At 62.6% G+C, this 24,958-nt stretch carries 19 protein-coding genes; 6 read left to right on the top strand and 13 right to left on the bottom strand.

The genetic code is table 11. The features are described 5' to 3' along the window. Window positions 1–10 precede the first annotated feature (10 nt). Both FGE05_RS07910 and FGE05_RS07915 read left to right on the top strand, forming a co-directional pair. The gene (locus FGE05_RS07910; RefSeq protein ID WP_139643458.1) at window positions 11–2,011 is read left to right on the top strand and encodes a U32 family peptidase; all 2,001 of its coding nucleotides are present in this window, start codon (window positions 11–13) and stop codon (window positions 2,009–2,011) included. A gap of 409 nt (window positions 2,012–2,420) precedes the next feature. Further along, window positions 2,421–4,160: a dipeptidase gene (locus FGE05_RS07915; RefSeq protein ID WP_139643462.1), complete on the top strand. Its 1,740-nt coding sequence runs from the start codon at window positions 2,421–2,423 to the stop codon at window positions 4,158–4,160. A 185-nt stretch (window positions 4,161–4,345) separates the two neighbouring features. Here FGE05_RS07915 and FGE05_RS07920 read toward each other — a convergent pair whose 3' ends face one another. Next, window positions 4,346–4,558: a DUF3079 domain-containing protein gene (locus FGE05_RS07920; RefSeq protein ID WP_139643464.1), complete on the bottom strand. Its 213-nt coding sequence runs from the start codon at window positions 4,556–4,558 to the stop codon at window positions 4,346–4,348. Window positions 4,559–4,746: 188 nt separating this feature from the next. Here FGE05_RS07920 and FGE05_RS07925 point away from each other — a divergent pair, with 188 nt between their 5' ends. From FGE05_RS07925 to FGE05_RS07940, 4 genes are read left to right on the top strand one after another with little or no spacing between them, the layout of a single operon-like run. Beyond that, entirely contained in the window at window positions 4,747–5,277 is a 531-nt protein-coding gene (locus FGE05_RS07925; RefSeq protein WP_139643467.1) for an iron transporter, read from the top strand. Between the two features lie 2 nt (window positions 5,278–5,279). Further along, window positions 5,280–5,636 (top strand): cupredoxin domain-containing protein, encoded by a 357-nt coding sequence (locus FGE05_RS07930; protein WP_139643470.1) that lies wholly within the window; start codon window positions 5,280–5,282, stop codon window positions 5,634–5,636. Window positions 5,637–5,658: 22 nt separating this feature from the next. Beyond that, window positions 5,659–6,513: an FTR1 family protein gene (locus FGE05_RS07935; protein WP_139643473.1), complete on the top strand. Its 855-nt coding sequence runs from the start codon at window positions 5,659–5,661 to the stop codon at window positions 6,511–6,513. Then, window positions 6,501–7,862, top strand: coding sequence for a 4Fe-4S binding protein (locus FGE05_RS07940; RefSeq protein ID WP_139643475.1), 1,362 nt, complete (start codon window positions 6,501–6,503; stop codon window positions 7,860–7,862). The genes FGE05_RS07935 and FGE05_RS07940 overlap by 13 nt, the downstream gene beginning before the upstream one ends. A gap of 406 nt (window positions 7,863–8,268) precedes the next feature. Here FGE05_RS07940 and FGE05_RS07955 read toward each other — a convergent pair whose 3' ends face one another. The 12 genes from FGE05_RS07955 to FGE05_RS08010 all read right to left on the bottom strand — a co-directional run bounded on the left by FGE05_RS07955 (window position 8,269) and on the right by FGE05_RS08010 (window position 24,783). Next, window positions 8,269–9,888: a methyl-accepting chemotaxis protein gene (locus FGE05_RS07955; RefSeq protein WP_139643478.1), complete on the bottom strand. Its 1,620-nt coding sequence runs from the start codon at window positions 9,886–9,888 to the stop codon at window positions 8,269–8,271. A gap of 110 nt (window positions 9,889–9,998) precedes the next feature. After that, window positions 9,999–10,694: an anaerobic ribonucleoside-triphosphate reductase activating protein gene (locus FGE05_RS07960; RefSeq protein ID WP_139643481.1), complete on the bottom strand. Its 696-nt coding sequence runs from the start codon at window positions 10,692–10,694 to the stop codon at window positions 9,999–10,001. Next, entirely contained in the window at window positions 10,691–10,852 is a 162-nt protein-coding gene (gene nrdD / locus FGE05_RS07965; RefSeq protein WP_139643483.1) for an anaerobic ribonucleoside-triphosphate reductase, read from the bottom strand. Before nrdD ends, FGE05_RS07960 begins: the two co-directional genes overlap by 4 nt. A gap of 29 nt (window positions 10,853–10,881) precedes the next feature. Beyond that, window positions 10,882–12,897, bottom strand: coding sequence for a ribonucleoside triphosphate reductase (locus FGE05_RS07970; RefSeq protein WP_139643486.1), 2,016 nt, complete (start codon window positions 12,895–12,897; stop codon window positions 10,882–10,884). 262 nt (window positions 12,898–13,159) lie between these two features. Then, window positions 13,160–14,152, bottom strand: coding sequence for a GTP 3',8-cyclase MoaA (gene moaA, locus FGE05_RS07975; protein ID WP_139643490.1), 993 nt, complete (start codon window positions 14,150–14,152; stop codon window positions 13,160–13,162). A 25-nt stretch (window positions 14,153–14,177) separates the two neighbouring features. Further along, entirely contained in the window at window positions 14,178–15,122 is a 945-nt protein-coding gene (locus FGE05_RS07980; RefSeq protein WP_139643493.1) for a peptidylprolyl isomerase, read from the bottom strand. A 10-nt stretch (window positions 15,123–15,132) separates the two neighbouring features. After that, window positions 15,133–15,813, bottom strand: coding sequence for a respiratory nitrate reductase subunit gamma (narI, locus tag FGE05_RS07985; protein WP_139643495.1), 681 nt, complete (start codon window positions 15,811–15,813; stop codon window positions 15,133–15,135). After that, window positions 15,806–16,561: a nitrate reductase molybdenum cofactor assembly chaperone gene (gene narJ / locus FGE05_RS07990; RefSeq protein WP_139643498.1), complete on the bottom strand. Its 756-nt coding sequence runs from the start codon at window positions 16,559–16,561 to the stop codon at window positions 15,806–15,808. The genes narI and narJ overlap by 8 nt, the downstream gene beginning before the upstream one ends. A gap of 2 nt (window positions 16,562–16,563) precedes the next feature. Further along, the gene (gene narH / locus FGE05_RS07995; protein WP_139643500.1) at window positions 16,564–18,102 is read right to left on the bottom strand and encodes a nitrate reductase subunit beta; all 1,539 of its coding nucleotides are present in this window, start codon (window positions 18,100–18,102) and stop codon (window positions 16,564–16,566) included. 10 nt (window positions 18,103–18,112) lie between these two features. Further along, window positions 18,113–21,880, bottom strand: a complete 3,768-nt coding sequence (locus tag FGE05_RS08000) for a nitrate reductase subunit alpha (protein WP_139643503.1) — start codon at window positions 21,878–21,880, stop codon at window positions 18,113–18,115. A gap of 226 nt (window positions 21,881–22,106) precedes the next feature. After that, window positions 22,107–23,504, bottom strand: coding sequence for a NarK family nitrate/nitrite MFS transporter (locus FGE05_RS08005; RefSeq protein WP_024776631.1), 1,398 nt, complete (start codon window positions 23,502–23,504; stop codon window positions 22,107–22,109). Beyond that, complete coding sequence (locus FGE05_RS08010) at window positions 23,482–24,783, bottom strand: nitrate/nitrite transporter (protein WP_217505838.1); 1,302 nt, start codon at window positions 24,781–24,783, stop codon at window positions 23,482–23,484. The genes FGE05_RS08005 and FGE05_RS08010 overlap by 23 nt, the downstream gene beginning before the upstream one ends. Window positions 24,784–24,958: the final 175 nt, after the last annotated feature.

Consider the following 24,958-nt stretch of genomic DNA (forward strand, 5'->3'; position numbering starts at 1 on the left):
CTAAAAATACATGTCCTTGCCCAAACATCATCTGGAATTGCTCAGCCCTGCCCGCGACGTGACCATCGCCCGCGAGGCCATCCTGCATGGCGCCGACGCCGTGTACATCGGTGGCCCGAGTTTCGGCGCGCGTCACAACGCCTGCAACGAAGTGGGCGATATCGCCCGGCTGGTGGAGTTCGCCCACCGCTACCACGCCCGGGTATTCACCACGATCAACACCATCCTCCACGACAACGAGCTGGAGCCGGCCCGCCAGTTGATCCACCAGCTGTACGATGCGGGTGTCGATGCGTTGATCGTCCAGGACCTGGGGGTGATGGAGCTGGACATTCCGCCGATCGAACTGCACGCCAGCACCCAGACCGACATCCGTACCCTGGCCCGGGCGAAGTTCCTCGACCAGGCCGGCTTTTCGCAACTGGTGCTGGCCCGCGAGCTGAACCTGCAGGAAATCCGCGCCATCGCCGACGAAACCGATGCTGCCATCGAATTCTTCATCCACGGCGCGCTGTGCGTGGCATTCTCCGGCCAGTGCAATATCTCCCACGCCCAGAACGGACGCAGCGCCAACCGTGGCGACTGCTCCCAGGCCTGCCGCCTGCCCTACACCCTCAAGGACGACCAGGGTCGGGTCGTCGCCTACGAAAAACACCTGCTGTCGATGAAGGACAACAACCAGAGCGCCAACATCCGCGCCTTGGTGGAAGCCGGCGTGCGCTCGTTCAAGATCGAGGGGCGCTACAAGGACATGGGCTATGTGAAGAACATCACCGCCTACTACCGCCAGCGCCTGGACGACGTCCTCGAAGACCGCCCCGACCTGGCCCGCGCGTCCAGCGGTCGTACCGCGCACTTCTTCGTGCCCGACCCGGACAAGACCTTCCACCGTGGCAGCACCGACTACTTCGTCAGCGAGCGCAAGATCGACATCGGTGCCTTCGACTCACCGACCTTCACCGGCGTGCCGGTGGGCGTGGTGGAAAAAGTCGGCAAGCGCGACCTGCAGGTCGTGACCTTCGATCCGTTGTCCAACGGCGACGGCCTGAATGTGCTGGTCAAGCGTGAAGTGGTGGGCTTCCGGGCCAACATCGCCGAGCCCAAGGGCGAATTCGAAGAAGACGGCCAGAAGCGCTACCGCTACCGCGTCGAGCCGAACGAAATGCCAGCCGGGATGTACCAGTTGCGCCCCAACCACCCGTTGAGCCGCAACCTGGACCATAACTGGCAGCAAGCCCTGCTCAAGACCTCATCCGAGCGCCGTGTTGGCCTGGCGTGGAACGCGCGCCTGCGCGAAGAGCGCCTGGAACTGACGGCCACCAGCGAGGAAGGCATCCGTGCCAGCGTCGCCCTGGACGGACCGTTCGGCGTGGCCAACAAGCCGGAGCAGGCCCTGGAGCAATTGCACGACCTGCTCGGCCAACTGGGTACCACCGAATACCACGCCACCGCCATCGAGCTGGATGCGCCCCAGGCGTTCTTCATTCCCAACTCGCAGCTCAAGGCGTTGCGGCGCGAAGCCATCGAAGCCCTGACCGCCGCCCGCGTCAAAGCTCACCCACGCGGTGGCCGCAAGGCCGAGACCAGTCCGCCACCGGTGTACCCGGAGTCGCACCTGTCGTTCCTGGCCAACGTCTACAACCAGAAGGCCCGGGACTTCTATCATCGCCATGGCGTCAAGCTGATCGACGCGGCGTTCGAGGCTCACGAAGAAACCGGTGAAGTGCCGGTGATGATCACCAAGCACTGCCTGCGCTTCTCGTTCAACCTCTGCCCCAAGCAGGCCAAGGGCGTCACCGGCGTGCGCACCAAGGTCGCGCCGATGCAGCTCATCCATGGGGATGAAGTCCTGACACTGAAGTTCGACTGCAAGCCTTGCGAGATGCATGTGGTCGGCAAGATCAAGGGCCACATCCTCGACCTGCCGTTGCCGGGCAGCACGGCGCAGCCGGTGGTCGGGTACATCAGCCCTGAAGACCTGCTCAAGACGATTCCTCGCGCACCGCATTAAGCAATGCCGCAATGGCCTGTGGGAGCGGGCTTGCTCGCGAAAGCGGTGGATCTGTCGCTGAAACGCTGACAGGACCGCCGTCATCGCGGGCAAGCCCGGCTCCCACAAGATCAGGTGGCATATGCAAAGACCGCATACACCCTGAGTCCTCTGTGGGAGCGAGCCTGCTCGCGATAGCGGTGGGTCTGTCACGCAGATGTTGAATGTGCCGCCGTCATCGCGAGCAGGCTCGCTCCCACAGTGGCGCTGCCCGCCTGGTTGTTTTTCATTTCTGCGCCGTTTTTGCTTGAGTGTGCGACAAATCCACCTCATAGGCTCCCTGCCCGCTGGGCAGCAGTGTTAGGTTGCGTAGTTGTTTCGCCAATGAAACATCTTCCTTCAACTCGCCTGCAAAGGAATGCCCCCAGCAATGGACTTCTCGCTCAAGCACCTGGCTGTGACCACCCTGCTGCTGTCCAGCTTCGCAACACTCTCCGCGCCAGCACTCGCCAACATCACCGCGCAGCAGAGCGCGACGCTCGTCAAGACCCTCGCTGACACATCGGTCACCGACTTCAGGCAATTCCTGGGCAGCGTGGCCAAGAGTGACCTGGCCAAAACCGCCGACCTGGGTCCGGCCATCAACGCCTTTCTCGACAACAAGCCCCTTTCAACCGAACAGCAGAATGAAATCCATCGTCTGCTGGGCATCTACGCGCGAGTGAAATACGGCAGCGCCGCCACCGAAACCCTGAAAGAACTGGTAGCGATCCCGACCTACCGCAAGGACGGCGTGGCCCAGCACGAGAATCCCGAATTCCTCAAAATCGCCGACAAGATCAAGAGCCTCGCCCAGACCTTCAATCTGAACTTCCGCAACATCGACAACCGTGTCTATGAAATTTCCCTGCCAGGCAGCGGCGACGAAGTCGTGGGTATCCACGCACACGCCGATGTGGTCCCGGTGACGCCGGAAAACTGGGTGCTGAAGGACGGCACACGGCTCGACCCGTTCAAAGTCACCCTGGTGGGCGACCGCATGTACGGCCGAGGCACGGAGGATGACAAGAACGGTATCGTCGTGGCGCTCTATGCCATGAAGATCATCAAGGAAGAGAAGCTGCCCCTGGCGAGGAACTTCAAGCTGTTGGTGGACACCACCGAAGAAACCACCGGCGACGCGATCCCCTACTACTTCGAACACAACCCGACGCCGAATTACAACCTGGCGCTGGATGGCGGCTACCCGGTCGTGATTGCCGAAAAAGGCTATGGCACGGTCATGGCAAACTTTGCCCGCCGCCCCGCACAAGGCAAGGGCGCCGAAATTACAGCCCTGACCGGTGGCCTGGCAACCAACCAGATTCCATCGACATCGGTGGCCACCTTCGTCGCTGACAAGCCTGCCAAACTGGCCGCCAGCCTGCTCAAGGCCGGTACCGATTATGCCAAGCGCAACGGCGGCAACTTCGAGGTCGCCAGCCAGGTCGTCGGCAAAGACGTCCAACTGACCTTTACCGGTGTTTCCGCTCACTCGTCAGAACCCGAGTCGGGCGTGAACCCGGTAGCGCGGATGCTGGACTTCATCAACGGCCTCGACGGCAAGGTCGCACTCAAGCACAACCACATCACCGACGCCGCCCGCTACGCCGCTGACAACTGGGGCCTGGACTACCTGGGCAAGCAGTTGGGGATTGGCTTCTCCGACGCGTTCATGGGCCCGCTGACCGCCTCCCTGACCTACGTCGGCATGGATGAGAAGACCTTCAAGCTCGCCGTCAACCTGCGTGTTCCAGTCGGCAAGCCCACTGAAGCGCTCAAGTCCGAAATTGCCGACAAACTGGCTGCCTGGAGCAAGAAGTCCCACGTGGCGGTGGCCTTCGATTACTCCATCGACGAACCGATGTACCGCAACCCCGAGGGTGAATGGGTCAAGGCGCTGCTAGCCGTGGCCACCGAGAACCTGGGCATGGAACACAAGTACGGCACCTCGGCGGGCGCCACTTCGGTCCACGACCTGCCCAACGGCGTGCAGTTCGGCCTGGCAATGCCCGACGTCAAATACACCGGGCATAACGACAACGAGTTCAAGACGGTCGAGCAGTTCATGTTGGACTTGCAGATCGTGACCGAGATGATGGGGCGGATCGGGCAGATGCCGACGCTCTGAGTACACCTGCCAGCCAGTTATTTCCAGGCTGGCAGGTTTTAATGTGGCGAGGGGATTCAGCGAAACGTCGCACCGCCCCGCTGGGCTGCGAAGCGGCCCTAAGATTGTGGGGCCGCTTCGCGCCCCAGCGGGGATAAATCCCCTCGCCACAGGTTTGGTCTATTCCTTCAGACAGGTGCTTTAGTCTATTTCTTCGGATTGGCGCTTTGGTCTGTAATGTCAGTCAATTCCAATCCCCACTCCCCATGCAGGTACCAATCCTCCCCGATCATCTCAGCCGGATGCATGGTCCGGTCGGCGCCGTTGCCACAGGCCAGGGCGTTCGACGCGCAGTAACGGTCGCAGCCCCAGCAGATGCGTTCAGGGTGTTTGGGACTTACGGGAAAGGGCTTGGCCATGGGAACCCCGCTGAAAGATGGGTGTAGCTGCACCCTACCGCGCCAGTCCCGTACAGCCCTTGATTTCGATCAAGAGCCTTCCTCTCATCGCTTTCATGGAATCACGCTGAAAATTGACAATAATCATTATTATTCGCAGCGAAGCTCCCTAGACTCCGGCCAACTCTTACGTCGTCCAGGAAGTCATCATGCGCACGCCCGTTCCCCTGTCTCTCGCCCTCCTCGTTCTCGCGCCACTGGCCCAGGCTAAGGAATACCCCATCGGCGAACCGCAAATGTGCCCGGGACTGGAAGTCGGCGCGGTGTACCTGCAACCGATTGAAATGGCCCCGGCCGGCATGATGCGCGCCACTGCTGATTCCGATGTTCACCTGGAAGCGGATATCCGCGCCACGGCGGACAACCCGCAAGGCTTCCAGGAAGGCAGCTTCGTGCCTTACCTCAACGTGTCGTTCCTGCTGAAAAAACAGGGCAACGACACCGAGCTCAAGGGTGACTTCCACGCCATGGTCGCCAATGACGGACCGCACTACGGCGACAACGTGAAGCTGCTCGGCCCCGGCAAATATCAACTGACCTTCACCCTCCTGCCCCCCGGCGGTCATGGCTCGCTCGGTCGTCATACCGATAAGGAAACCGGCGTCGCGCCGTGGTTCGAACGTTGTGAATTGCACTACGAATTTGTCTACGCCGGGATCGGCAAGAAAGGCGGATATTGAAGATGGCCCGCCGAACCTGCGGGCAGCCCGCAAGGTATGGACGCCTGGCCTGGCTGATGCTGGCGGGCCTGCTGCCCTCACTGGCCCAGGCCGAGCTGCCGACTTATGAGCTAAGCATCCGCGACGGACATTTCACCCCGGCGCTGTTGGAAGTAGCGGCCGGACAGCGCTTCAAGATCGTGCTGAAAAACGTCGGCCAGGGCCCGGCGGAGTTCGAGAGCACGCCATTGCGAGTGGAAAAAGTGCTGTCGCCCGGGGTCACCACCTTTGTCGTGATTCACCCGTTGCGTCCGGGGCACTATCCGTTTTTCGATGAATTCAATCCGCAACTGCCCGAGGGCGGCATCCTGGCCCAGTAATCGGTCAGCAGGAGGCGTTTGCATGACTCAATCGATGTTTATTGTCTGGCGCGAAAGCGTCGAGGCCTTGTTGGTACTCGGGATTCTCCAGGCCTGGGTCAGCCGGCAGCGACAGACCCGGCAATTATTGCGCTACGTCTGGAGCGGCGCTGCCCTGGGCCTGCTGCTTTCGACCGCGCTGGCCGGTCTGATCCTGCTGGCCGGCGAGGCCATGAGCGGCGCGGCCAACGAATGGTTCCAGGCCTCATTGGCGCTGTTCGCCAGTGTGCTGATCGTGCAGATGGTGAGCTGGATGCACCGCAACGCCGGCACGCTCAAGCAGGAACTGACCCGTCACGCCGATCAGCGCCTGGACCGCCAGGGTGGCCTGGGCCTGCTGGTCCTGGCGCTGTTGGCCGTGAGCCGAGAAGGCAGTGAAACCGTGGTCTTCCTGTATGGTGCCGGGGCCCGCCTGCAGGGGCCGCAGTTGGGCCTGTTCGCCATTGGCGCGGTGACTGGGCTGGTACTGGCGCTGCTGACCGTTTCCTTGCTGCACAGCAGTCGACGGTTCATCTCATGGCCACGTTTCTTTGCCATCAGCGAGGCAATTCTTTTGTTGCTGGGAGCGGCGTTGCTGGTCAGCGGTATCGAACGGGTCGGCGGACAGTTGCTTGCGATGGACTGGCCTGAGGCAGTGTATCGCGGCATCGGCGATGCCCTGTGGGACACCAGCGCGATCCTGGATGATGGTCATGGGTTCGGTGGTTTCCTGGCCGATTTTGCCGGGTATCGGGCGAGTCCCAGTGCACTGACGTTGCTGGTGTGGATCGGTTATTGGCTGACCGTCGTCGGCTGGCTGCGGCCACGCAAGGTGGAAACCCTGCCATGCCCGACCTGAATGCCTGGCTCCAGCGCCTGGGTGACGGCATGCGCCGCCACGGCGCGATCATTCGTGCGGTGCAATGGGCGGTGGTGCTGTTCTATGGGGTGCTGCTGGTGATACCTGCATTCCTGCCCTTGCCGGACAGCCAGGCGCGCCTTTTCGACAACCTCACATTGTTGGCTCAATTTCTGTTCTGGGGCCTCTGGTGGCCCTTCGTGTTGCTGTCGATTGTGCTGTTCGGCCGGCTCTGGTGTGGTGTGCTGTGTCCAGAAGGGGCCTTGAGCGAATGGGCCAGCCACTACGGCAAGGGCCTGGGCATGCCCCGAGGCCTGCGCTGGGCCGGCTGGCCGACCCTGGCGTTCTGCCTGACCACGATCTATGGCCAACTCATCAGCGTCTATGACTATGCCCAGGCTGCGTTGTTGATCCTCGGCGGTTCGACCGTCGCGGCGGTGATCGTCGGCCTGCTGTTCGCCCGGGGCAAACGGGTGTGGTGCCGCTACCTGTGCCCGGTCAGCGGCGTCTTCGCCCTGCTCGCCCGTTTGGCGCCAGTGCATTTTCAGGTGGACGAACAACGCTGGCTGGAAAACCCGGCGCCCCGTCGGCCACCGCCCAACTGCGCGCCCTTGCTGGACATTCGTCGCATGCAAGGCGCCGCCGACTGCCACGCCTGCGGTCGTTGCAGCGGCCAGCGCGATGCCGTGCGCCTGATCGCCCGTTCCAGCAACCAGGAAATCCTTCACTCGACACCGAGTAGCGTCTCGCCGTGGGACGTGCGCTTGCTGTTGTTCGGCGTCATTGGCCTGGCCATGGGCGCTTTCCAGTGGACCGTCAGCCCGTGGTTCATCGCCTTGAAGCAGAACCTGGCCCAATGGCTGATCACCCACGATCTGCTCTGGCCCCTTCAGGACAACGCGCCGTGGTGGCTGCTGACGCACTATCCGCAGCTCAATGACAGTTTCAGTTGGCTCGATGGGTTGTGCATCCTTGCCTACCTGGGCATGAGTGCCTTGTTGCTGGGCGGTTCGTTGACGCTGCTGATACGCCTGGCGGCGAAAATATCGGGGGATGCTGCACAGTATTGGCCCTTGGCCATCATCTTGACGCCTCTTGGTGGTGCAGGGCTGTTTCTCGGCTTGTCAGCCACCACGGTGAAGCTGTTGCGCTATGAAGGATTGTCGCTCGAATGGGTACAACCGGCTCGGGCCGCGCTGTTGCTGGCGGCGATGAGCTGGAGCCTGTGGCTGGGTTGGAAACGCCTGGAACAGGTGCCCCCGGTTCGACGATTACCTGCCATGACATGCCTGGCATTGGCCTGCGGCCTGGTGGGATATGGCTGGTGGTTGCAGTTCTGGGGGTGGTGATCCCACGAGACAGTGCATACGCCGCCAGAACCTGTGGGAGCGAGCCCGCTCGCGATGACGCCCGCACATCCAACATCTTCCTGGACTGACACGCCGCTATCGCGAGCAGGCTCGCTCCCACACGGGGTCTGCGGCGTATACAGCATCCCGTACAACGCAAAACCTGTGGGAGCGAGCTTGCTCGCGATGACGCCGGCACATCCAACATCATCCTGGACTGACACACCGCTATCGCGAGCAGGCTCGCTCCCACATGGGGTTTGCGGCGTATACAGCATCCCGTACAACGCAAAACCTGTGGGAGCGAGCCTGCTCGCGATGACGCCGGCACATCCAACATCTTCCTGGACTGACCCACCGCTATCGCGAGCAGGCTCGCTCCCACATACCTTTCACCCCGACTCGGCTACACCTTGAACCGCGCCACCGTCTCATGCAGCGAGCCGGCCATCTGTGCCAGGTCCTGGCCGGCCGTATCCGTGTGCCTTGCCCCCAGCAGCACCTGTTCCGACAGGTTGCGAATGCCCACCAGGTTGCGGTCCACCTCCCGGGCCACCAGGGCCTGTTGTTCCGTGGCGCTGGCGATCATCAGGTTGCGCTCGTTGATCTGCGAAATCGAGCGGGCGATTTCATCCAGGGCGTCGCCGGAACGCTGGGCGACTTGCAAGGTATCCTGTACCCGCTCGCTGCTGCTTTGCATGGCCGTCACGGCATGCCCACTGTCCTGGCGGATGTTGCCGATCATGTCCTCGATTTCCCGGGTCGAATCCTGGGTGCGATGGGCCAACGCGCGGACTTCGTCAGCCACCACCGCGAAGCCACGCCCGGCATCGCCGGCCCGGGCGGCTTCGATGGCGGCGTTCAGGGCCAACAGGTTGGTCTGCTCGGCGATACCACGGATCACATCCAGTACCGAGCTGATGTCCTCGACCCGTCCCGCCAACTGCTGGATGCGCGCCGACGTGTCCGTCACGCCGTCCGCCAGCGCCGAGATGGAAGCGACCGTCTGCTGAACCTGCTCACGGCCACGCTGGGCGGTCTGCTCCGAGACTCGCGAGGCTTCGCTGGTGCTCACGGCGTTGCGCGCCACCTCGTCCACCGCCGCCGTCATCTGGTTCACCGCCGCCGCAGCCTGCTCGATTTCCATGCCTTGCAACTGCAACGTGCTGTTGGTCTGGCTGCTCACCGCACTCAGCTCTTCGGATGAACTGGCCACCCGATCCACCGAGGCCGCAATGTGCCGGACCATGGTGTTGAGGTTCTGCTGCATGTCGTGCATGTTGCTCATTACACTGTCATTGGCGCCGACGCCTACCGGCACGCGGATCGTCAGGTCGCCCTGGGCGATGTGGCTCAGCACCCGCGCGGCGTCATCGGGCTCGCCGCCCAACGGACGGGTCACGCTGCGGGTCACCAGTATCGCCACGGTACTCACCACGGCCAGGCAGGCCAGGACCAACATCAGCATGTTGCGCCGCGCATCGCTGTAACGCGCCTGGGCCAGGTGCTCGCGTTCGGCGAATAACGTGCCTTGCATCGCCATCAGCCCTTCCAGGCTTTTGTACACCTCAAGCTCCGCCGGGATCACCCCTTGCCTGAGCTGCATCATCGCCTCATCCATCGCGCCCTGGCGGATCAGCGCCTGCACCTGGACGAATGCGGCCACGTAGGCCTCTCGACGCTTCTTCAGTTCGGCAAAAGCCGCTTTGCCTTCGGGCTGAAACAACAGCGGCTCCAGCGTCGCGAAAGCCTGGGTGATGCGTTGCCGCGTGGCATCGATGGATTGCTGCACCTGCACGTTGTTCTTGTCGATCAGCAAGTCCCGGGTGTTCCTGGCGTTATCGCGCACGCCCGTGGCGATCACCATGATCGGGTCGATCTTCGGCCAATCCTGCCTGACGATCTGCTCGGCCTGGTCGCGCAGCACAGCCAGATCGTGCAAGGCATACAACGCCAGAGCGATCAAGGCCAGCGGCGCGATGGCAAAGCCGATCACGATACGTTGGGCGGTGGTGAGTCTGGTCATATCAAATGCTCCCTGTTCAACTACCTGCCGATCCGGCAGCGCATTTGAAAACCTTGGAAAAAAGTGAGCGGGTCATTCCGAGCCGCGGTGTCGTTCGTCCTGGCGCAGGCTTAGCTGCGCAACACGAACGAGGGAAACAGCTCCCGCAGGGCGGCCCACAGTTCGGGCTGCAAGGCGTGTGCCGAAACGCTGGAGAGGTGCGGGTCGAGCATCCGGGCGGTGCGCACCAGTTGCACGGCGAAGCGGGTCACACCCCGCTCGCTCAGGCGCCGGGCCAGGGTCAACAGCCGCTCGGGGTCGAACAGATGCCAATGCACCGTGGTGCGACATTCGTAATCCACACCGCTGTCCAGCAGATGGTCGAGGCTGCGCCAGTTGGCCGCGCCACTGCCTTCAACCCGGGTCACGTCCAGGGCATCTTCGGGCAATGCCTTGACGTCAAAGCCCACCCAATCGGCTTGCCCTACCACCTTGGCGAACGCCGCCGGCTTGATGCCGGCGCTGTGCAGGCCGATGCGAAAGCCCATCTGCCGCACCTCCGCCATGGCCGAGGCCAGGCCGTCCTGCAAGGTCGGCTCGCCGCCGCTGAACACCACGGCGTCGAGCAGGTCCTGGCGGCGTTGCAGGAACGCCAGCACCCGGCACCAATCCACTTCCTCGCTGCCACGGGGCGGAATCAGTTGCGGGTTATGGCAATAACGACAACGCCAGGCGCAGCCCTGGCAAAACAGTACGCAAGCCAATTGGCCCGGATAATCGAGGGTGGTCAGGGGCACCATGCCCCCGACCCGCAGCACTCGACTCATGGACGCCCGGCCGCGCGTTCAGTGAAATGCACCCGCTCGCGGTGCTCGGACTGCTTGCCCGGGTTGAACGCCGCCACCGGGCGGTGATACCCCATCACCCGGGTCCAGACTTCACAACGTTGGCGCTGGGCCTGCGGAAGGTTGCTCGATTCATTCATGGTGAAACTCCTTGCGGTGGATGATCGGATCAGTGGACGCTGCGTGCCTGCTGCTGTTGCAGCAGCAACGCCTCGTCGCATTTGGGACAGAACTCGTGTTCACCGGCCAGGTAGCCATGCACCGGGCAGATGGAAAACGTCGGCGTGACCGTCAGGTACGGCAGCCGGAAACGCCCCAGGGCCTTGCGCACCAATTGCTTGCAGGCCTGGGTGGATGAAATCTGCTCGGCCATGTACAGGTGCAACACGGTGCCGCCGGTGTACTTGCATTGCAGTTCGTCCTGCAGTTCCAGGGCTTCGAACGGGTCCTCGGTAAACCCCACCGGCAATTGCGAAGAGTTGGTGTAGTACGGCGCGACCGGGCTGCCGGCCTGCAGGATATCGGGGTAACGCTTGAGGTCTTCCTTGGCGAAGCGGTAGGTGGTGCCTTCGGCGGGCGTGGCTTCCAGGTTGTAGAGGTGGCCGGTCTCCTCCTGGAAACGCAGCAGCGTCGCCCGTACATGATCGAGCAACCGCAGCGCGAACTCGCGTCCCTGCCCGGTGTGCAGCCCCTGCTGGTCATCGGTGAAATTGCGCAGCATTTCGTGCAGGCCATTCACGCCGATGGTGGAGAAGTGATTGCGCAAGGTGCCCAGGTAACGCTTGGTGTAGGGGTACAGGCCGGCATCCATGTGGTGCTGAATCACCTTGCGCTTGACCTCCAGGCTTTCCTTCGCCAGTTCCATCAGGGCATCGAGACGCTGCAACAGTGCGCTGGTGTTGCCCTTGTACAGGTAGCCCAGCCGTGCGCAGTTGATCGTCACCACCCCCAGCGAGCCGGTCTGCTCCGCCGAACCGAACAAGCCGCCACCGCGCTTGAGCAGCTCGCGCACATCCAGTTGCAAGCGGCAGCACATTGACCGCACCTGGTTGGGTTGCATGTCCGAGTTGAGGAAATTCTGGAAGTACGGCAAGCCGTAGCGGGCCGTCATTTCAAACAGGCGGTCGGCGTTTTCGCTGTCCCACGGGAAATCATGGGTGATGTTGTAGGTCGGGATCGGGAAGGTGAACACCCGCCCTTTCGCATCGCCGGCTTGCATTACCTCGATGTAGGCGCGATTGATCAGTTCCATTTCCGCTTGCAGGTCGCCATAGGCGAACGGCATCTCTTCACCACCGATGATCGGAATCTGTTCGCGCAGATCCTGCGGACAGACCCAGTCGAAGGTCAGGTTGGTAAACGGCGTTTGCGTGCCCCAGCGCGAGGGGACGTTGAGGTTGTAGATGAACTCCTGCAACGACTGGCGGACCTCGTCGTAGCTGAGCCGGTCCTTGCGCACGTAGGGCGCCAGGTAGGTGTCGAACGAGCTGAAGGCCTGGGCCCCGGCCCATTCGTTCTGCAGGGTGCCGAGGAAATTCACCATCTGCCCCAGGGCACTGCTCAGGTGCTTGGGCGGCCCGGCCTCGACCCGCCCCGGTACACCATTGAGGCCTTCGTGCAATAGCGTACGCAGGGACCAACCGGCACAGTAGCCGGCGAGCATGTCCAGGTCATGGATATGCAGGTCGGCCTCGCGGTGCGCCTCGCCGATGGCCTGGCTGTAGACTTCATCGAGCCAATAGTTGGCGGTGACCTTGCCGGAGACGTTGAGGATCAACCCGCCGAGGGAATACCCCTGGTTGGCGTTGGCCTGCACGCGCCAGTCTTCACGATCGAGGTATTCGTTCATCGACGTGGCGACTTCCACCAGGGTGCGGCGGTCCCGGCGCAGGCGCCCGTGTTGCTCGCGGTAGACGATGTAGGCGCGCATGGCGAGGAAGAAACCGGCGTCCATCAGCACCCGCTCGACCCGATCCTGGATCTGCTCGACGTTCAATCGTGACTGCCCTTCCAATCGGGCAAGCACGGCGTCGAGCAGCGCTTCGGCTTCAGCCTCGGCGTATTCGCCGGTGGCCTTGCCGGCGGCGATCAGCGCCTGGCGGATCTTGTCCGCATCGAAGGCGACCACACTGCCGTCGCGCTTGTGCAGGCGGTTGCACCCTACTGAGATCAACGTACTTTGCATTTGGGCTCCAGACACTACATATAGGCCTTTCAAGTTCATAAAACACAATATGCAGTGGAGAGTACGGGTTGAAGGCTGGTTTGCAATTGACTGATGTCAAGAATCGGGGGAGTCAATTGATAGGGATGTGACTGGGCTGCCGTCATCGCGAGCAGGCTCGCTCCCACAGGGGACCTGGGTGAACACAAATCTCCCAGTCAACCCAAACCCCATGTGGGAGCGAGCCTGCTCGCGATAGCGCCGCCACAGGCAACGATGCTCCTCACCCCCCACTCATGTTCATGAACCGTACGATCTGCACCTCCCCACCCGGGTTGAAGTCGTGACGCAGAGGCTTGCCGCGCAAGGCGTGTTGCACCGCCTGGATCACCGGCTGGTCCTCCAGCGGATAGCGCCGCAGCAGGCCACGCAGGTCGAGGGAGTTCTCTTGTCCAAGGCACAGCAGCAAGCGACCTTCAACGGTCATGCGCACCCGGTTGCAACTGGCGCAGAAGTTGTGGGTGTTCGGCGAAATGAAGCCGATCCGCGTGTCAGGATGGCGCTCCAGGCGCACATAACGCGCCGGCCCGCCGCTATTCTCGGCGCTGTCGAGCAACCGGTGATGACGGACGATCGCCGCCCGGACCTCTTCGCTGGAACAAAACGACTCGCCCCGGGAACGTCCTACCTCTCCCAACGGCATTTCCTCGATGAAGCTGATGTCGATGCGTTGCTCGATGGCGTACTGCACCAACGCCGGCACCTCATCGAAGTTGCGCCCCTTCATCACCACGCAGTTGAGCTTGATCCGCTCGAACCCGGCCGCCTTCGCCGCTTCGATGCCAGCCAGCACCTGGTCGAGGTTGCCGTTACGGGTGATGGCCCGAAAACGCTCCCCGTCCAGGCTGTCGAGGCTGATGTTCATGCGCTTGACGCCGGCATCGACCAGCGGCCTGGACAACCGCCCCAACTGCGAGCCGTTGCTGGTCATCACCAGCTCGCGCAGGCCGGGCAATGCCGCGATATCGCGGCACAACCCGACGATGCCCGGGCGAATCAGCGGCTCGCCGCCGGTCAGGCGGATCTTCTTCACTCCCAGGCCGACGAACAACCGCGCCAACCGCTGGAGCTCTTCCAGGGTCAATACCTGCTGACGCGGCAGGAAGGTCATGTGCTTCGCCATGCAATACACACAGCGAAAATCACAACGATCGGTCACCGACATCCGCAAATAATCGATCTGGCGCCCAAATCCATCCTGCAGCACAGCGTTCATGAATGCCCCCTGTTCGAGTCGGTGCTCACTGCACCAGCGGCGAGTCGGCGCCCTGAAGATGAATGCCGCGAATGTCCGCTGCACCGATCAGGGTTTGCAGGTACTGCACCAGCGCTTTCTGCCAGACGCCCTGCTGCAACTGGGTGCGGATCGCCGTCGCCACTGCCTCGTAAGGCAACGGCTGGCCGTCGATGCGCTGGTCGATGCTGATCACGTGCCAGCCATAGCGACTCTCCAGGGGTTTGCCGCACAGTCCCGCCGGCAAGGCGAACAACTGACGCTCAAGCTCAGGCACGGTCTGGCCCTTGCTGATCTGCCCCAGCGACCCGCCCTGCTCCTTGGACGGGCAAGCCGAATACTTATGGGCCAGATCGGCGAAGCTGCCCGGAGCCTGGTCCAGTCGTTCCAGCAGCAGTTCGGCCTGGACATGGGCGAGGCTGCGTCCCTCGGCATCGTCCGGTGCGCATTCGAGCAGGATGTGCCGCACCGCCAGCAACGGTGCGCTGTGAAAGCGCGCCCGGTTGCTTTCGTAGTAGCGCAGGCAGGTCGCTTCGTCGCATTGCGGCACCTGCACCTCGCGCTCGAGCAGCAGCCGCGTCGCCGCCTCCTCTTCGTTTTCGCCAGCACCGACCTGCAGGGACAGGCCCAGCTCGGCGATGCGTTGCTGGAGCAGTTCCCGAATCACCAGGGCCCGCGCCGCCTGGTAGACCGCGTCCTCCCGACTCTGCGCCGGGTGGTACTGCAGCTCCTGGGCCATCGCCTGCGGGGTGATCGACACCCCGTTGACGCTGATGATCGGCCACTCCTGTTCACTGCTGGCGATCAACTGCGGCGACTCTTCGTCAACCGTCACCGGATCGAACTGCACCGCCCCAAGGGGCGCGACATCCGCCACGGGCGCCGCGCTTGCCGAAGATCCACAGCCGCCGCTGCCGCCATTACCGCCACCACATCCGCATCCACTGGCCATGATCGCCTCCTCAGAATTTCTGCCGAACGATTTGATAACGCCGTCCCAGGTACCAGACCGGCGCACTGACGATGTGCACCAGACGGGTGAACGGAAACAGCACGAACAGGGTCAGGCCGAGCAGCACATGGAGCTTGTAGACCAGGCCCACCGGCGCTATCGATGTGGCGGCGTCGACCGGACGCAACATCACGGTGTTCTGCGCCCATTCGGCTAGCATCACCATCACCGAACCGTCCATGTGGGCGGTGGAGGCAACGATGGTCATCAGCCCCAGCACCAGTTGCACCAGCAAGACCACCAACACCAGGATGTCCGAGGTGTTGGACGTGGCGCGAACCCGTGGGTCGCTCAGCCGGCGGTTGAGCAGCATCAGCAAGCCGATCAGGCCCAACGCGCCGAAAAAGCCACCGGAAACCATCGCCAACAACTGTTTGTTCTCGGTACTCAGCACATGGTGGTAGACCGCCGACGGCGTCAGCAGCCCCACAAAGTGGCCGGCCAGCACGAACAGCACGCCGACGTGGAACAGGTTGCTCGCCACGCGCATGCCGCGTTTGTTCAGCATCTGGCTGGAGCCGGCCTTCCAGGTGTACTGGGCGAGGTCGAACCGCGCCCAGCTGCCGAGCAGACAAATCGCCAGGGCGACATAGGGGTAGACCCCGAACAACAACAGATCCCACTTAGACATTGCCCACCTCCCCGGCTGGCGCAGCGGCCCGCCCTTCATGCTGAAAATCCACCCAGTGCAATGGCACCGCACTTTCTTCCCTGACCCTGCCCGGCGCGCTCGGCAGCGAACTGCAACGGTCCTGCTGTTCGGCCTTCATGAAATCCACCGCCTCTTCCTCCCAGACCCGGTCAAGGGCTTCCAGGGAGTCGTCCCGTGGCTCGGCCTTCACTTGCTCACGCAACTCGGCGACCGCGCCCTGGGGTTCGGCCCCGGCAACTTGCAGCAAGGCCCGGAAGCAACTGGCATAGGCGCTTTCACGCTCATCCAGGCGCGCGGCGAGCAAGGCCAGCAGGTGCGCGACATCCGCCAGGCCCTCGCGGGCCTCAAGGTCTTCGCGGGTGGAGAGATACTCCAGGTACAACGGGATGTAGTCGGGCAGTTCCTTGACGCCGATGGCGAAACCGGCCGCCTCGTATTGGGCCATCATGTCCACCATGGCCTGGCCCCGGTCGCGGGACTCGCCATGGACATGTTCGAACAGCAACAACGACAGCGAACGGCCGCGGCCGAACAACGCGCCGTAGTGCTCCTGGCCGTCCATCAGGTCCTTGGCGCAGATCACCTCCAGCAACTCGAACAGCCCGGCGCGCTGGTTGGGACTGATTTCCCGCGCCTGGAGAATCGCTTGCTCCAGCTCGTCACGACCGGCCACCAGGGTCTCGGTCGGGTAGTCGAGCAACAACGAAATCACCTTGAGAATGCGCATGCTCAGTCCTCCCACAACTGTACGGTCTTGATCACGTCGCGACGGTTGGCCTTCTTGCCGCCGAACATGTTGGTGTCGGAACTGCCGCTGCAACCGCTGCCGAAGCTGAAGCCGCACCCGGAGCGCTCGGCGAACGCGTCGCTCATGGCGTCTTCGCGGTGAGCACTCGGCACGACGAAACGATCCTCGTAGTTGGCGATGGCCAGGTAGCGATACATCTCGTCGACCTGGTTCTCGCTCAAGCCGACATCGGCCAGCACTTGCGGGTCCTTCACGCCGTCAACCTGTTCGGAACGCTTGTAGGCACGCATCGCCAGCAGGCGCTTGAGGGCCAGCTTGACGGGCTTTTCATCGCCGGCGGTCAGCAGGTTGGCCAGGTAGCGCAGCGGAATGCGCAGGCTGTCGACGTCCGGGATCACCCCGTTCATGCCCACGGTGCCGGCGGCGGCAGCGTTCTGGATCGGCGACAGTGGCGGCACGTACCAGACCATCGGCAGCGTGCGGTATTCCGGGTGCAACGGCAGCGCGAGCTTCCAATCCACGGCCATCTTGTAGACCGGCGAGCGTTGTGCCGAATCGATCACTGACTGCGGCACGCCATCGGCCAGGGCTTGGCGGATCACCGCCGGGTCGTTCGGGTCGAGGAAGATCTCCAGTTGCTTCTCATACAGGTCCTGTTCGTTGGCGGTGCTCGCCACTTCGCTGATGCGGTCGGCGTCATACAGCAGCACGCCGAGGTAGCGAATCCGGCCGACGCAGGTTTCCGCACAGACCGTTGGCATCCCGGCTTCGATGCGCGGGTAGCAAAAGATGCATTTTTCCGACTTGCCGCTCTTCCAGTTGAAATAGATCTTCTTGTACGGGCAGCCGCTGATGCACATGCGCCAACCGCGGCATTTCTCCTGGTCGATCAGGACGATGCCATCCTCTTCACGCTTGTAGATCGCACCGCTCGGGCACGACGCCGCACACGCCGGGTTCAGGCAGTGCTCGCACAGGCGCGGCAGGTACATCATGAACGTGTTTTCGTACTCGCCGTAGATGTCCGCCTGGATCTTGTCGAAGTTCTTGTCCTTGCGCCGCTTGGCGAATTCAGTGCCGAGGATCTCCTCCCAATTCGGGCCCCACTCGATCTTCTCCATGCGCTTGCCGGACACCAGTGAGCGCGGCCGCGCGGTGGGCTGGTGCTCGCCCAGGGGCGCGGTGTGCAGGTGCTGGTAGTCGAAGTCGAACGGTTCGTAGTAGTCGTCCAGGCCCGGCAGGTCCGGGTTGGCGAAGATATTCGCCAACACGCGGAACTTGCCGCCGATGCGGGGGTTGATCGAGCCGTCGGCATTGCGGACCCAGCCACCCTTCCATTTGTCCTGGTTTTCCCATTCCTTGGGGTAGCCGATGCCGGGCTTGGTCTCGACGTTGTTGAACCAGGCGTATTCCATGCCTTCACGGCTGGTCCAGACGTTCTTGCAGGTGATCGAACAGGTGTGGCAACCGATGCATTTGTCCAGGTTCAGGACCATGCCGATCTGTGAACGAATTTTCATCTCAATCTCCTCAATCCAGCTCAGTCGGCAGGGGACGCGGCAGGTCATCGCCGCTGGAGCCGTCGAGCCAGTCGACCTTGGCCATCTTGCGCACCACGACGAATTCGTCGCGGTTGCAGCCGACCGTGCCGTAATAGTTGAAGCCGTAGGCCTGCTGGGCGTAGCCACCGATCATGTGGGTGGGCTTGAGCACCACGCGAGTCACCGAGTTATGGTGGCCGCCACGGGTCTTGGTGGTTTCCGAACCGGGCACGTTCACGATCCGTTCCTGGGCGTGGTACATCATCACCATGCCCTCCTTGACCCGCTGGCTGACCACCGCCCGGGCGGTCAGCGCGCCGTTGGCGTTGAAGCACTCGACCCAATCGTTGTCCTCGATGCCGGCGCGCCGGGCGTCGATCTCGGAGAGCCAGATGATCGGCCCGCCACGGCTCAAGGTGAGCATCAACAGGTTGTCGGTGTAGGTGCTGTGGATGCCCCACTTCTGGTGCGGCGTGATCCAGTTGAGGACGATCTCGGGCTCACCATTGCTGCGCTTGCCCTTCACCCCTTCGATGGTCCGGGTGTTGACCGGTGGCCGGTAGCTCATCAGCTGTTCACCGAACGCCTGCATCCACGGGTGATCCTGGTAGAACTGCTGGCGGCCGGTGATGGTGCGCCATGGGATCGACTCATGAACGTTGGTGTAGCCGGCGTTGTAGCTCACGTGATCGTCTTCCAGGCCGGACCAGGTCGGGCTGGAAATGATCTTGCGCGGCTGGGCCTGGATGTCGCGGAAGCGGATCGCCTCGTGCTCCTTGGATACAGCCAGGTGGCTGTGGTCGATGCCAGTGAACTCCGACAGCGCCGCCCAGGCCTTGACCGCCACGTGGCCGTTGGTTTCCGGGGCCAGGGACAGGATCACTTCGGCGGCGTCGATGGCACTGTCGATTTTTGGCCGGCCCTGGCTGATACCGGCGTCCACTTCGTGGTGGTTCAGCTCGCCAAGGAATTTCACTTCGGTGTCAGTGTTCCAGTTGATGCCCTTGCCGCCGTTGCCGAGCTTCTCGAGCAGCGGGCCCAGGGAAGTGAATTGCTTGTAGATGTTCGGGTAGTCGCGCTCCACCACTTGCAGGTTCGGGGCGTTCTTGCCCGGTTGCGGGGCCACCCCGGCGGTTTTCCAGTCGGTGCCGCCAAACGGCTGGGCCAGCTCGCCGACGCTGTCGTGCATCAGGGGTACGGTGACCAGGTCTTTCTCGACACCCAGGTGTCCGACCGACATGGCCGAGAAAGCCTTGGCGATACCCTTGTAGATTTCCCAGTCCGAACGCGACTCCCAGGCCGGATCGATGGCCGCTGACAACGGATGGATGAACGGGTGCATGTCCGAGGTGTTCATGTCGTCTTTTTCGTACCAAGTGGCGGTCGGCAAGACGATGTCGGAATACACGCAGGTCGAGGACATACGGAAATCCAGGGTGGTCACCAGGTCGAGTTTGCCGATGGCGCCCTCGTCGACCCATTCGGCCTCGGTCGGCTTGCAGTCGCCGACTTGGCCGATGTCCTCGTTCATCACGCCGTTCTTGGTGCCGAGCAGGTACTTGAGCATGTACTCGTGGCCCTTGCCCGAAGAACCCAACAGGTTGGAGCGCCAGATGAACATGTTGCGCGGGAAGTTCACCGGGTTGTCGGGCTGTTCACAGGCAAAGCGCAGCGACCCGTCCTGCCAGGACTTGACCACGTAGTCCTTGGGTTCCATGCCCGCGGCGGCGGCATCGCGGCAGATGTGCAACGGGTTGGTGTTGAGCTGCGGCGCGCTGGGCAACCAGCCGGCGCGTTCGGCGCGGATGTTGTAGTCCAAAGCGTGCTCGGGGAATTGCGACTTGTCCGCCAGGGGCGAGAGCACGTCGTGCATGCTCATTTTCTCGTGGCGCCATTGGGAGCTGTGGCCATAGAAGAAACTGGTGCCGTTCATCTGCCGTGCAGGACGATTCCAGTCCAGGCCGAAGGCCAGGGGCAGCCAGCCGCACTGCGGGCGGAGTTTTTCCTGGCCGACATAGTGAGCCCAGCCGCCGCCGGTCTGGCCGATGCAACCGCAGAGCATGAGCATGTTGATCAGCCCGCGGTAGTTCATGTCCATGTGGTACCAGTGGTTCATTGCCGCACCGACGATGATCATCGAACGTCCACGGGTCTTGTCGGCGTTGTCGGCGAATTCACGGGCGATCTGGATCGCTTTCTCGCGGCTGACGCCGGTGATCTGCTCCTGCCAGGCCGGGGTGCCGGGCACCGAGGCGTCGTCGTAGTCCTTGGCCACGTTGGCGCCGCCCAGGCCACGGTCGATCGCCAGGTTGGCCGCCGACAAGTCGAACACCGTGGCGACTTTCGCCACGCTGCCGTCGGCCAGCACCACGCTGTGTACCGGTACGCGGCGGAACTGCACCGCGTCACCGGCCACGTGCTGGAAGTGCTCCTGGGTTTCGCCGGCGAAGTACGGGAAGGCCACTTCAGCCACGTCACCGCCGATCAGGCTCAGCTTGAGGTCGATCTCGCGCCCCTCGCCGCCTTCACGGGGCAGGATGTTCCACTTGCCCTTCTCACCCCAGCGATAACCGATGGAGCCTTGGGGCGACACCAGTTCGCCAGCCGCATCAAGGGCGATGGTCTTCCACTCGGGGTTGTTGTCCTGGCCGAGGTTATCGGTGAGGTCGCTGGCCCGCAGGAAGCGGTCCGGCTGGTAACCCGCGCCCGGCGCCGTGCCGAGCATCGGCTTGAGCATCACCAGCACTGGCAGGTCGGTGTAGCGCTTGGCGTAGTCGGTGAAATAGGCGCTCGGCTTGTCCAGGTGAAATTCTTTGAAGATCACATGGTTGAAGGCCTGGGCCAGCGCGGCGTCGGTGCCCTGCTTGGGGTTGAGCCACAGGTCGGTGAGCTTGGCGACTTCCGAATAGTCCGGGGTGATTGCCACGGTCTTGGTGCCCTTGTAGCGCACCTCGGTAAAGAAGTGCGCGTCGGGGGTACGGGTCTGCGGGACGTTGGAGCCCCAGGCAATGATGTAGTTGGAGTTGTACCAGTCGGCCGATTCCGGCACGTCGGTCTGCTCGCCCCAGACCATCGGCGAGGCTGGCGGCAAGTCGCAGTACCAGTCGTAGAAGCTCAGGCACACGCCACCGATCAGCGACAGGTAGCGAGCGCCGGCGGCGTAGCTGACCATCGACATGGCCGGGATCGGTGAGAAGCCCACCACCCGGTCCGGGCCGTGTTGCTTGACGGTATAGACGTTGGCCGCGGCGATGATTTCGTTGACTTCTTCCCAGTTGGAACGAATGAAGCCACCCATGCCGCGCTTGCTTTTATACGAGTCGGCCTTGGCCTTGTTCTCGACGATGCTGGCCCAGGCTTCCACCGGCGGCAGGGTCTGCCGGGCTTCACGCCACAGTTTGAGCAACGGCTTGCGTACCTTCGGGTACTTGAGCCGGTTGGCGCTGTAGATGTACCAGCTGTAGCTGGCGCCACGAGGGCAGCCGCGTGGCTCGTGGTTGGGCAGGTCGTTGCGGGTGCGCGGGTAGTCGGTCTGCTGGGTCTCCCAGGTGATCAGGCCGTTCTTGACGTAGATTTTCCACGAGCACGAGCCGGTGCAGTTCACCCCATGGGTGGAGCGCACGATCTTGTCGTACTGCCAGCGGGAACGGTAGACGTTCTCCCAGTCCCGGGACTCCTTGCGGGTCTCGCCATGCCCCTCGGAAAACTCGCCTTGCTTGCGGTTGAAGAACCGCAGTTGATCCAGTAAATGACTCACAGTGTCTTTCCTCTCAGGCTTGCTCCGCGGGGTCTGCGCCCCGCCCACGCACTGGTGGCCTGTGTGGCTAATTAGCGCACTCAATTTCGGCGCCAGGACTCGTCAAGCTGCGTTGCCATTCCTCGCCGTAGCGGGCTACGACTCGTCATGGCGCCTTGCCCGACGAGTCCTGACACTCGAACTTGAGCACGCTAATTAACCGTACAGGCCACTGTTTGAATTCGTCTTAGCAGGGAGTCGCGGCGCCCTTGCGCGCGTACCACCACCAGGTCACCACGATGCAGCTCAGGTAGAAGCCGACGAACATGTAGAAGGCCATCTCCGGGCCGCCGGTCAGGGCCATCGAAGTGCCGAAGGACTTGGGAATGAAGAACGCACCGAAGGCACCCATGGCCGAGCTGAAACCCAACACCGCGGCCGATTCCTTGCCGGCGTTCTTGAGTGCTTGCTCACGCAGCTCGGGCTTCTTGCCCAGGGCGGCTTTCTCGTGAAGGGTGCGGAAGATCACCGGGATCATGCGGAAGGTGGAACCGTTGCCCACGCCGGTGGTGATGAACAGCAACATGAACATGCCCAGGAAGCCGTAGAAGCTGCCACCCTGGCCACCTTGCGGCAGGAAGTGCAGAACGCCGAACACCATCGCGATCATCAGCACGAAGTTCCACAAGGTGACTTTCGCGCCACCGAGCTTGTCCGCCAGCCAGCCACCCAACGGCCGTACCAGTGCACCCACCAGGGGGCCGAGGAAGGCAAACTTGAGGGCGATGACGTCAGGGAACGAGGTCTTGATCAGCAGTGGGAACGCGGCGGAGAAACCGATGAACGAGCCGAACGTGGCCAGGTACAGCCAGCACATCAACCAGTTGTGCTTGCGCTTGAAAATCACCGCCTGCTCGCTGAACGAAGCACGGGCACTGGACAGGTCGTTCATGCCGAACCAGGCAATCAGCGTCACAGCGAGGATGAACGGCACCCAGATGAAGCCGGCGTTCTGCAGCCACAACGAACTGCCGTCGGCCAGCACCTGGGGTTGACCGCCCATGAAGCCGAACACCCCGAAGGAAATCACCAGCGGCACGCTGAACTGCATCACCGACACGCCCAGGTTGCCCAGGCCGGCGTTCAACCCCAGGGCGGTGCCCTGCTGGGACTTGGGATAGAAGAAGCTGATGTTGGACATGCTCGAGGCGAAGTTGCCACCACCAAAACCGCAGAGCAGCGCGATCAGCACGAACACGCTGTAGGGCGTGGTCGGATTCTGTACGGCGAAGCCCATCCACAGCGCAGGTATCAGCAGCGACGCGGTGCTCAGGGCGGTCCAGCGCCGTCCGCCGAAGATCGGCACCATGAACGAGTAAAACACCCGCAAGGTCGCGCCGGACAGACCCGGCAGTGCCGCCAGCCAGAACAACTGGTCGGTACTGAAGCTGAAACCGATGGCATTCAGGCGCACGATCACCGTGCTCCAGACCATCCACACCGCGAAGGCCAGCAGCAGCGCCGGGATCGAGATCCACAGGTTGCGGCGTGCGGTCTGTTTGCCACTGCGGCCCCAGAAGGCCGGGTCTTCCGGGCGCCAGTCATGAATGACCGGGCCTTTGTCAGGCGTTTGCAGAACGGACATGTTCTTCTCCTTGGGCAATGCTGGAAAACGGGGGTTGGCTGGCAAGCGGTTGCTTACCGAGCAGCGGGCGCTTGCGGATTTCGCTGAGGTACATCCAGATCAGGGAGACCCAGACCACGCCGTACAGCAACATGAAGCAGGACGAGCGCACGCCGGTGAGATCCACCAGGGCACCGAACAGGATCGGCAACACGAAGCCGCCCAGGCCGCCGGCCAGGCCGACGATGCCGGACACCGCGCCCATGTTTTTCGGGTAGTCGTTGGCGATGTATTTGAAGACCGAGGCCTTGCCAAACGCGAAGGCGACGCCCATCACGAACAGCAGCACGGTGAACAGCGTGGCACTGAGGCCGATGTGAAAGTCGACGATGCCGTTGACGGTGTGCACTTGCAGTTGGGTCTGCGGGTACGACAGCAGGAACAGGCAGATCCAGCTGACCCACAGCACCCACCAGGTCACGCTCTGGGCGCCCCAGCGATCCGACATCCAGCCGCCGACGGCCCGCAGCACGCCGCCCGGCAGGGAGAAACACGCGGCCAGCAGCGCTGCGCTTTGCAGACTGAAACCGTATTCCTGCACGTAGTATTTGGTCATCCACAGGGCCAGGGCCACGTAACCGCCGAACACGATCGAGTAGTACTGGCAGTAGCGCCACACGGCCGGTTCTTTCAAGGCCTTGAGTTGTTCACGCAGGCTCGCGCCGCTGACGCTGCGATGTTCTTTTTTCTCAGCTGTGAGGAACCAGAACAGCAGCGCGGTGATGAACAGGATGGCGCTGAACACCTTCGGCACCAGGTGCCAGGTGCCCAGGGCGATCAGCGCCGGAGCCAGGAACTTGGTGAGCGCTGATCCGGCGTTGCCGGCGCCGAACACGCCCATGGCGAAGCCCTGGTTCTGTTTGTCGAACCACTTGGCGACGTAGGCGATGCCGACTGAAAACGAACCGCCGGCCAGGCCGACGAACAGCCCCAGCACCAGGAACTGCCAGAACTCGGTCGCCAGGGTGATCAGGTACAGCGGCAACACGCAGGACAGCATCAACAGGAAGAACACGATCCGCCCGCCGAAGCGATCAGTCAGGATCCCCAGAGGCAGGCGTACCAGCGAACCAGTCAGTACCGGGGTGGCGGCCAGCAGGCCGAACTGGGTCTCGTTAAGCGCGAGCATTTCCTTGATCGGAACGCCCAGCACGGCAAACATCATCCAGACCATGAAGCACACGGTGAAGGCCAGGGTACTCATCCCCAGTACCAGCCCTTGTTGCACTTGCGCTCGCATCACGCTGCACTCCCCTCGATTCGATGAGCGCAGCCTAGTGATGCGAACCCGGTAAAAACTTGACCTGGGTCAACGTGCCCAGGAGCCGTTCTGGCCTATGCTGGACCCGTCTACCTCCAAAGGGGTAGACCTTGAAATTGATAAAACCCTTTGTTTATCAATATCTTGACCAAGT

It is taken from the genome of Pseudomonas sp. ICMP22404 (genome assembly GCF_006227205.1).
Lineage (GTDB): Bacteria > Pseudomonadota > Gammaproteobacteria > Pseudomonadales > Pseudomonadaceae > Aquipseudomonas.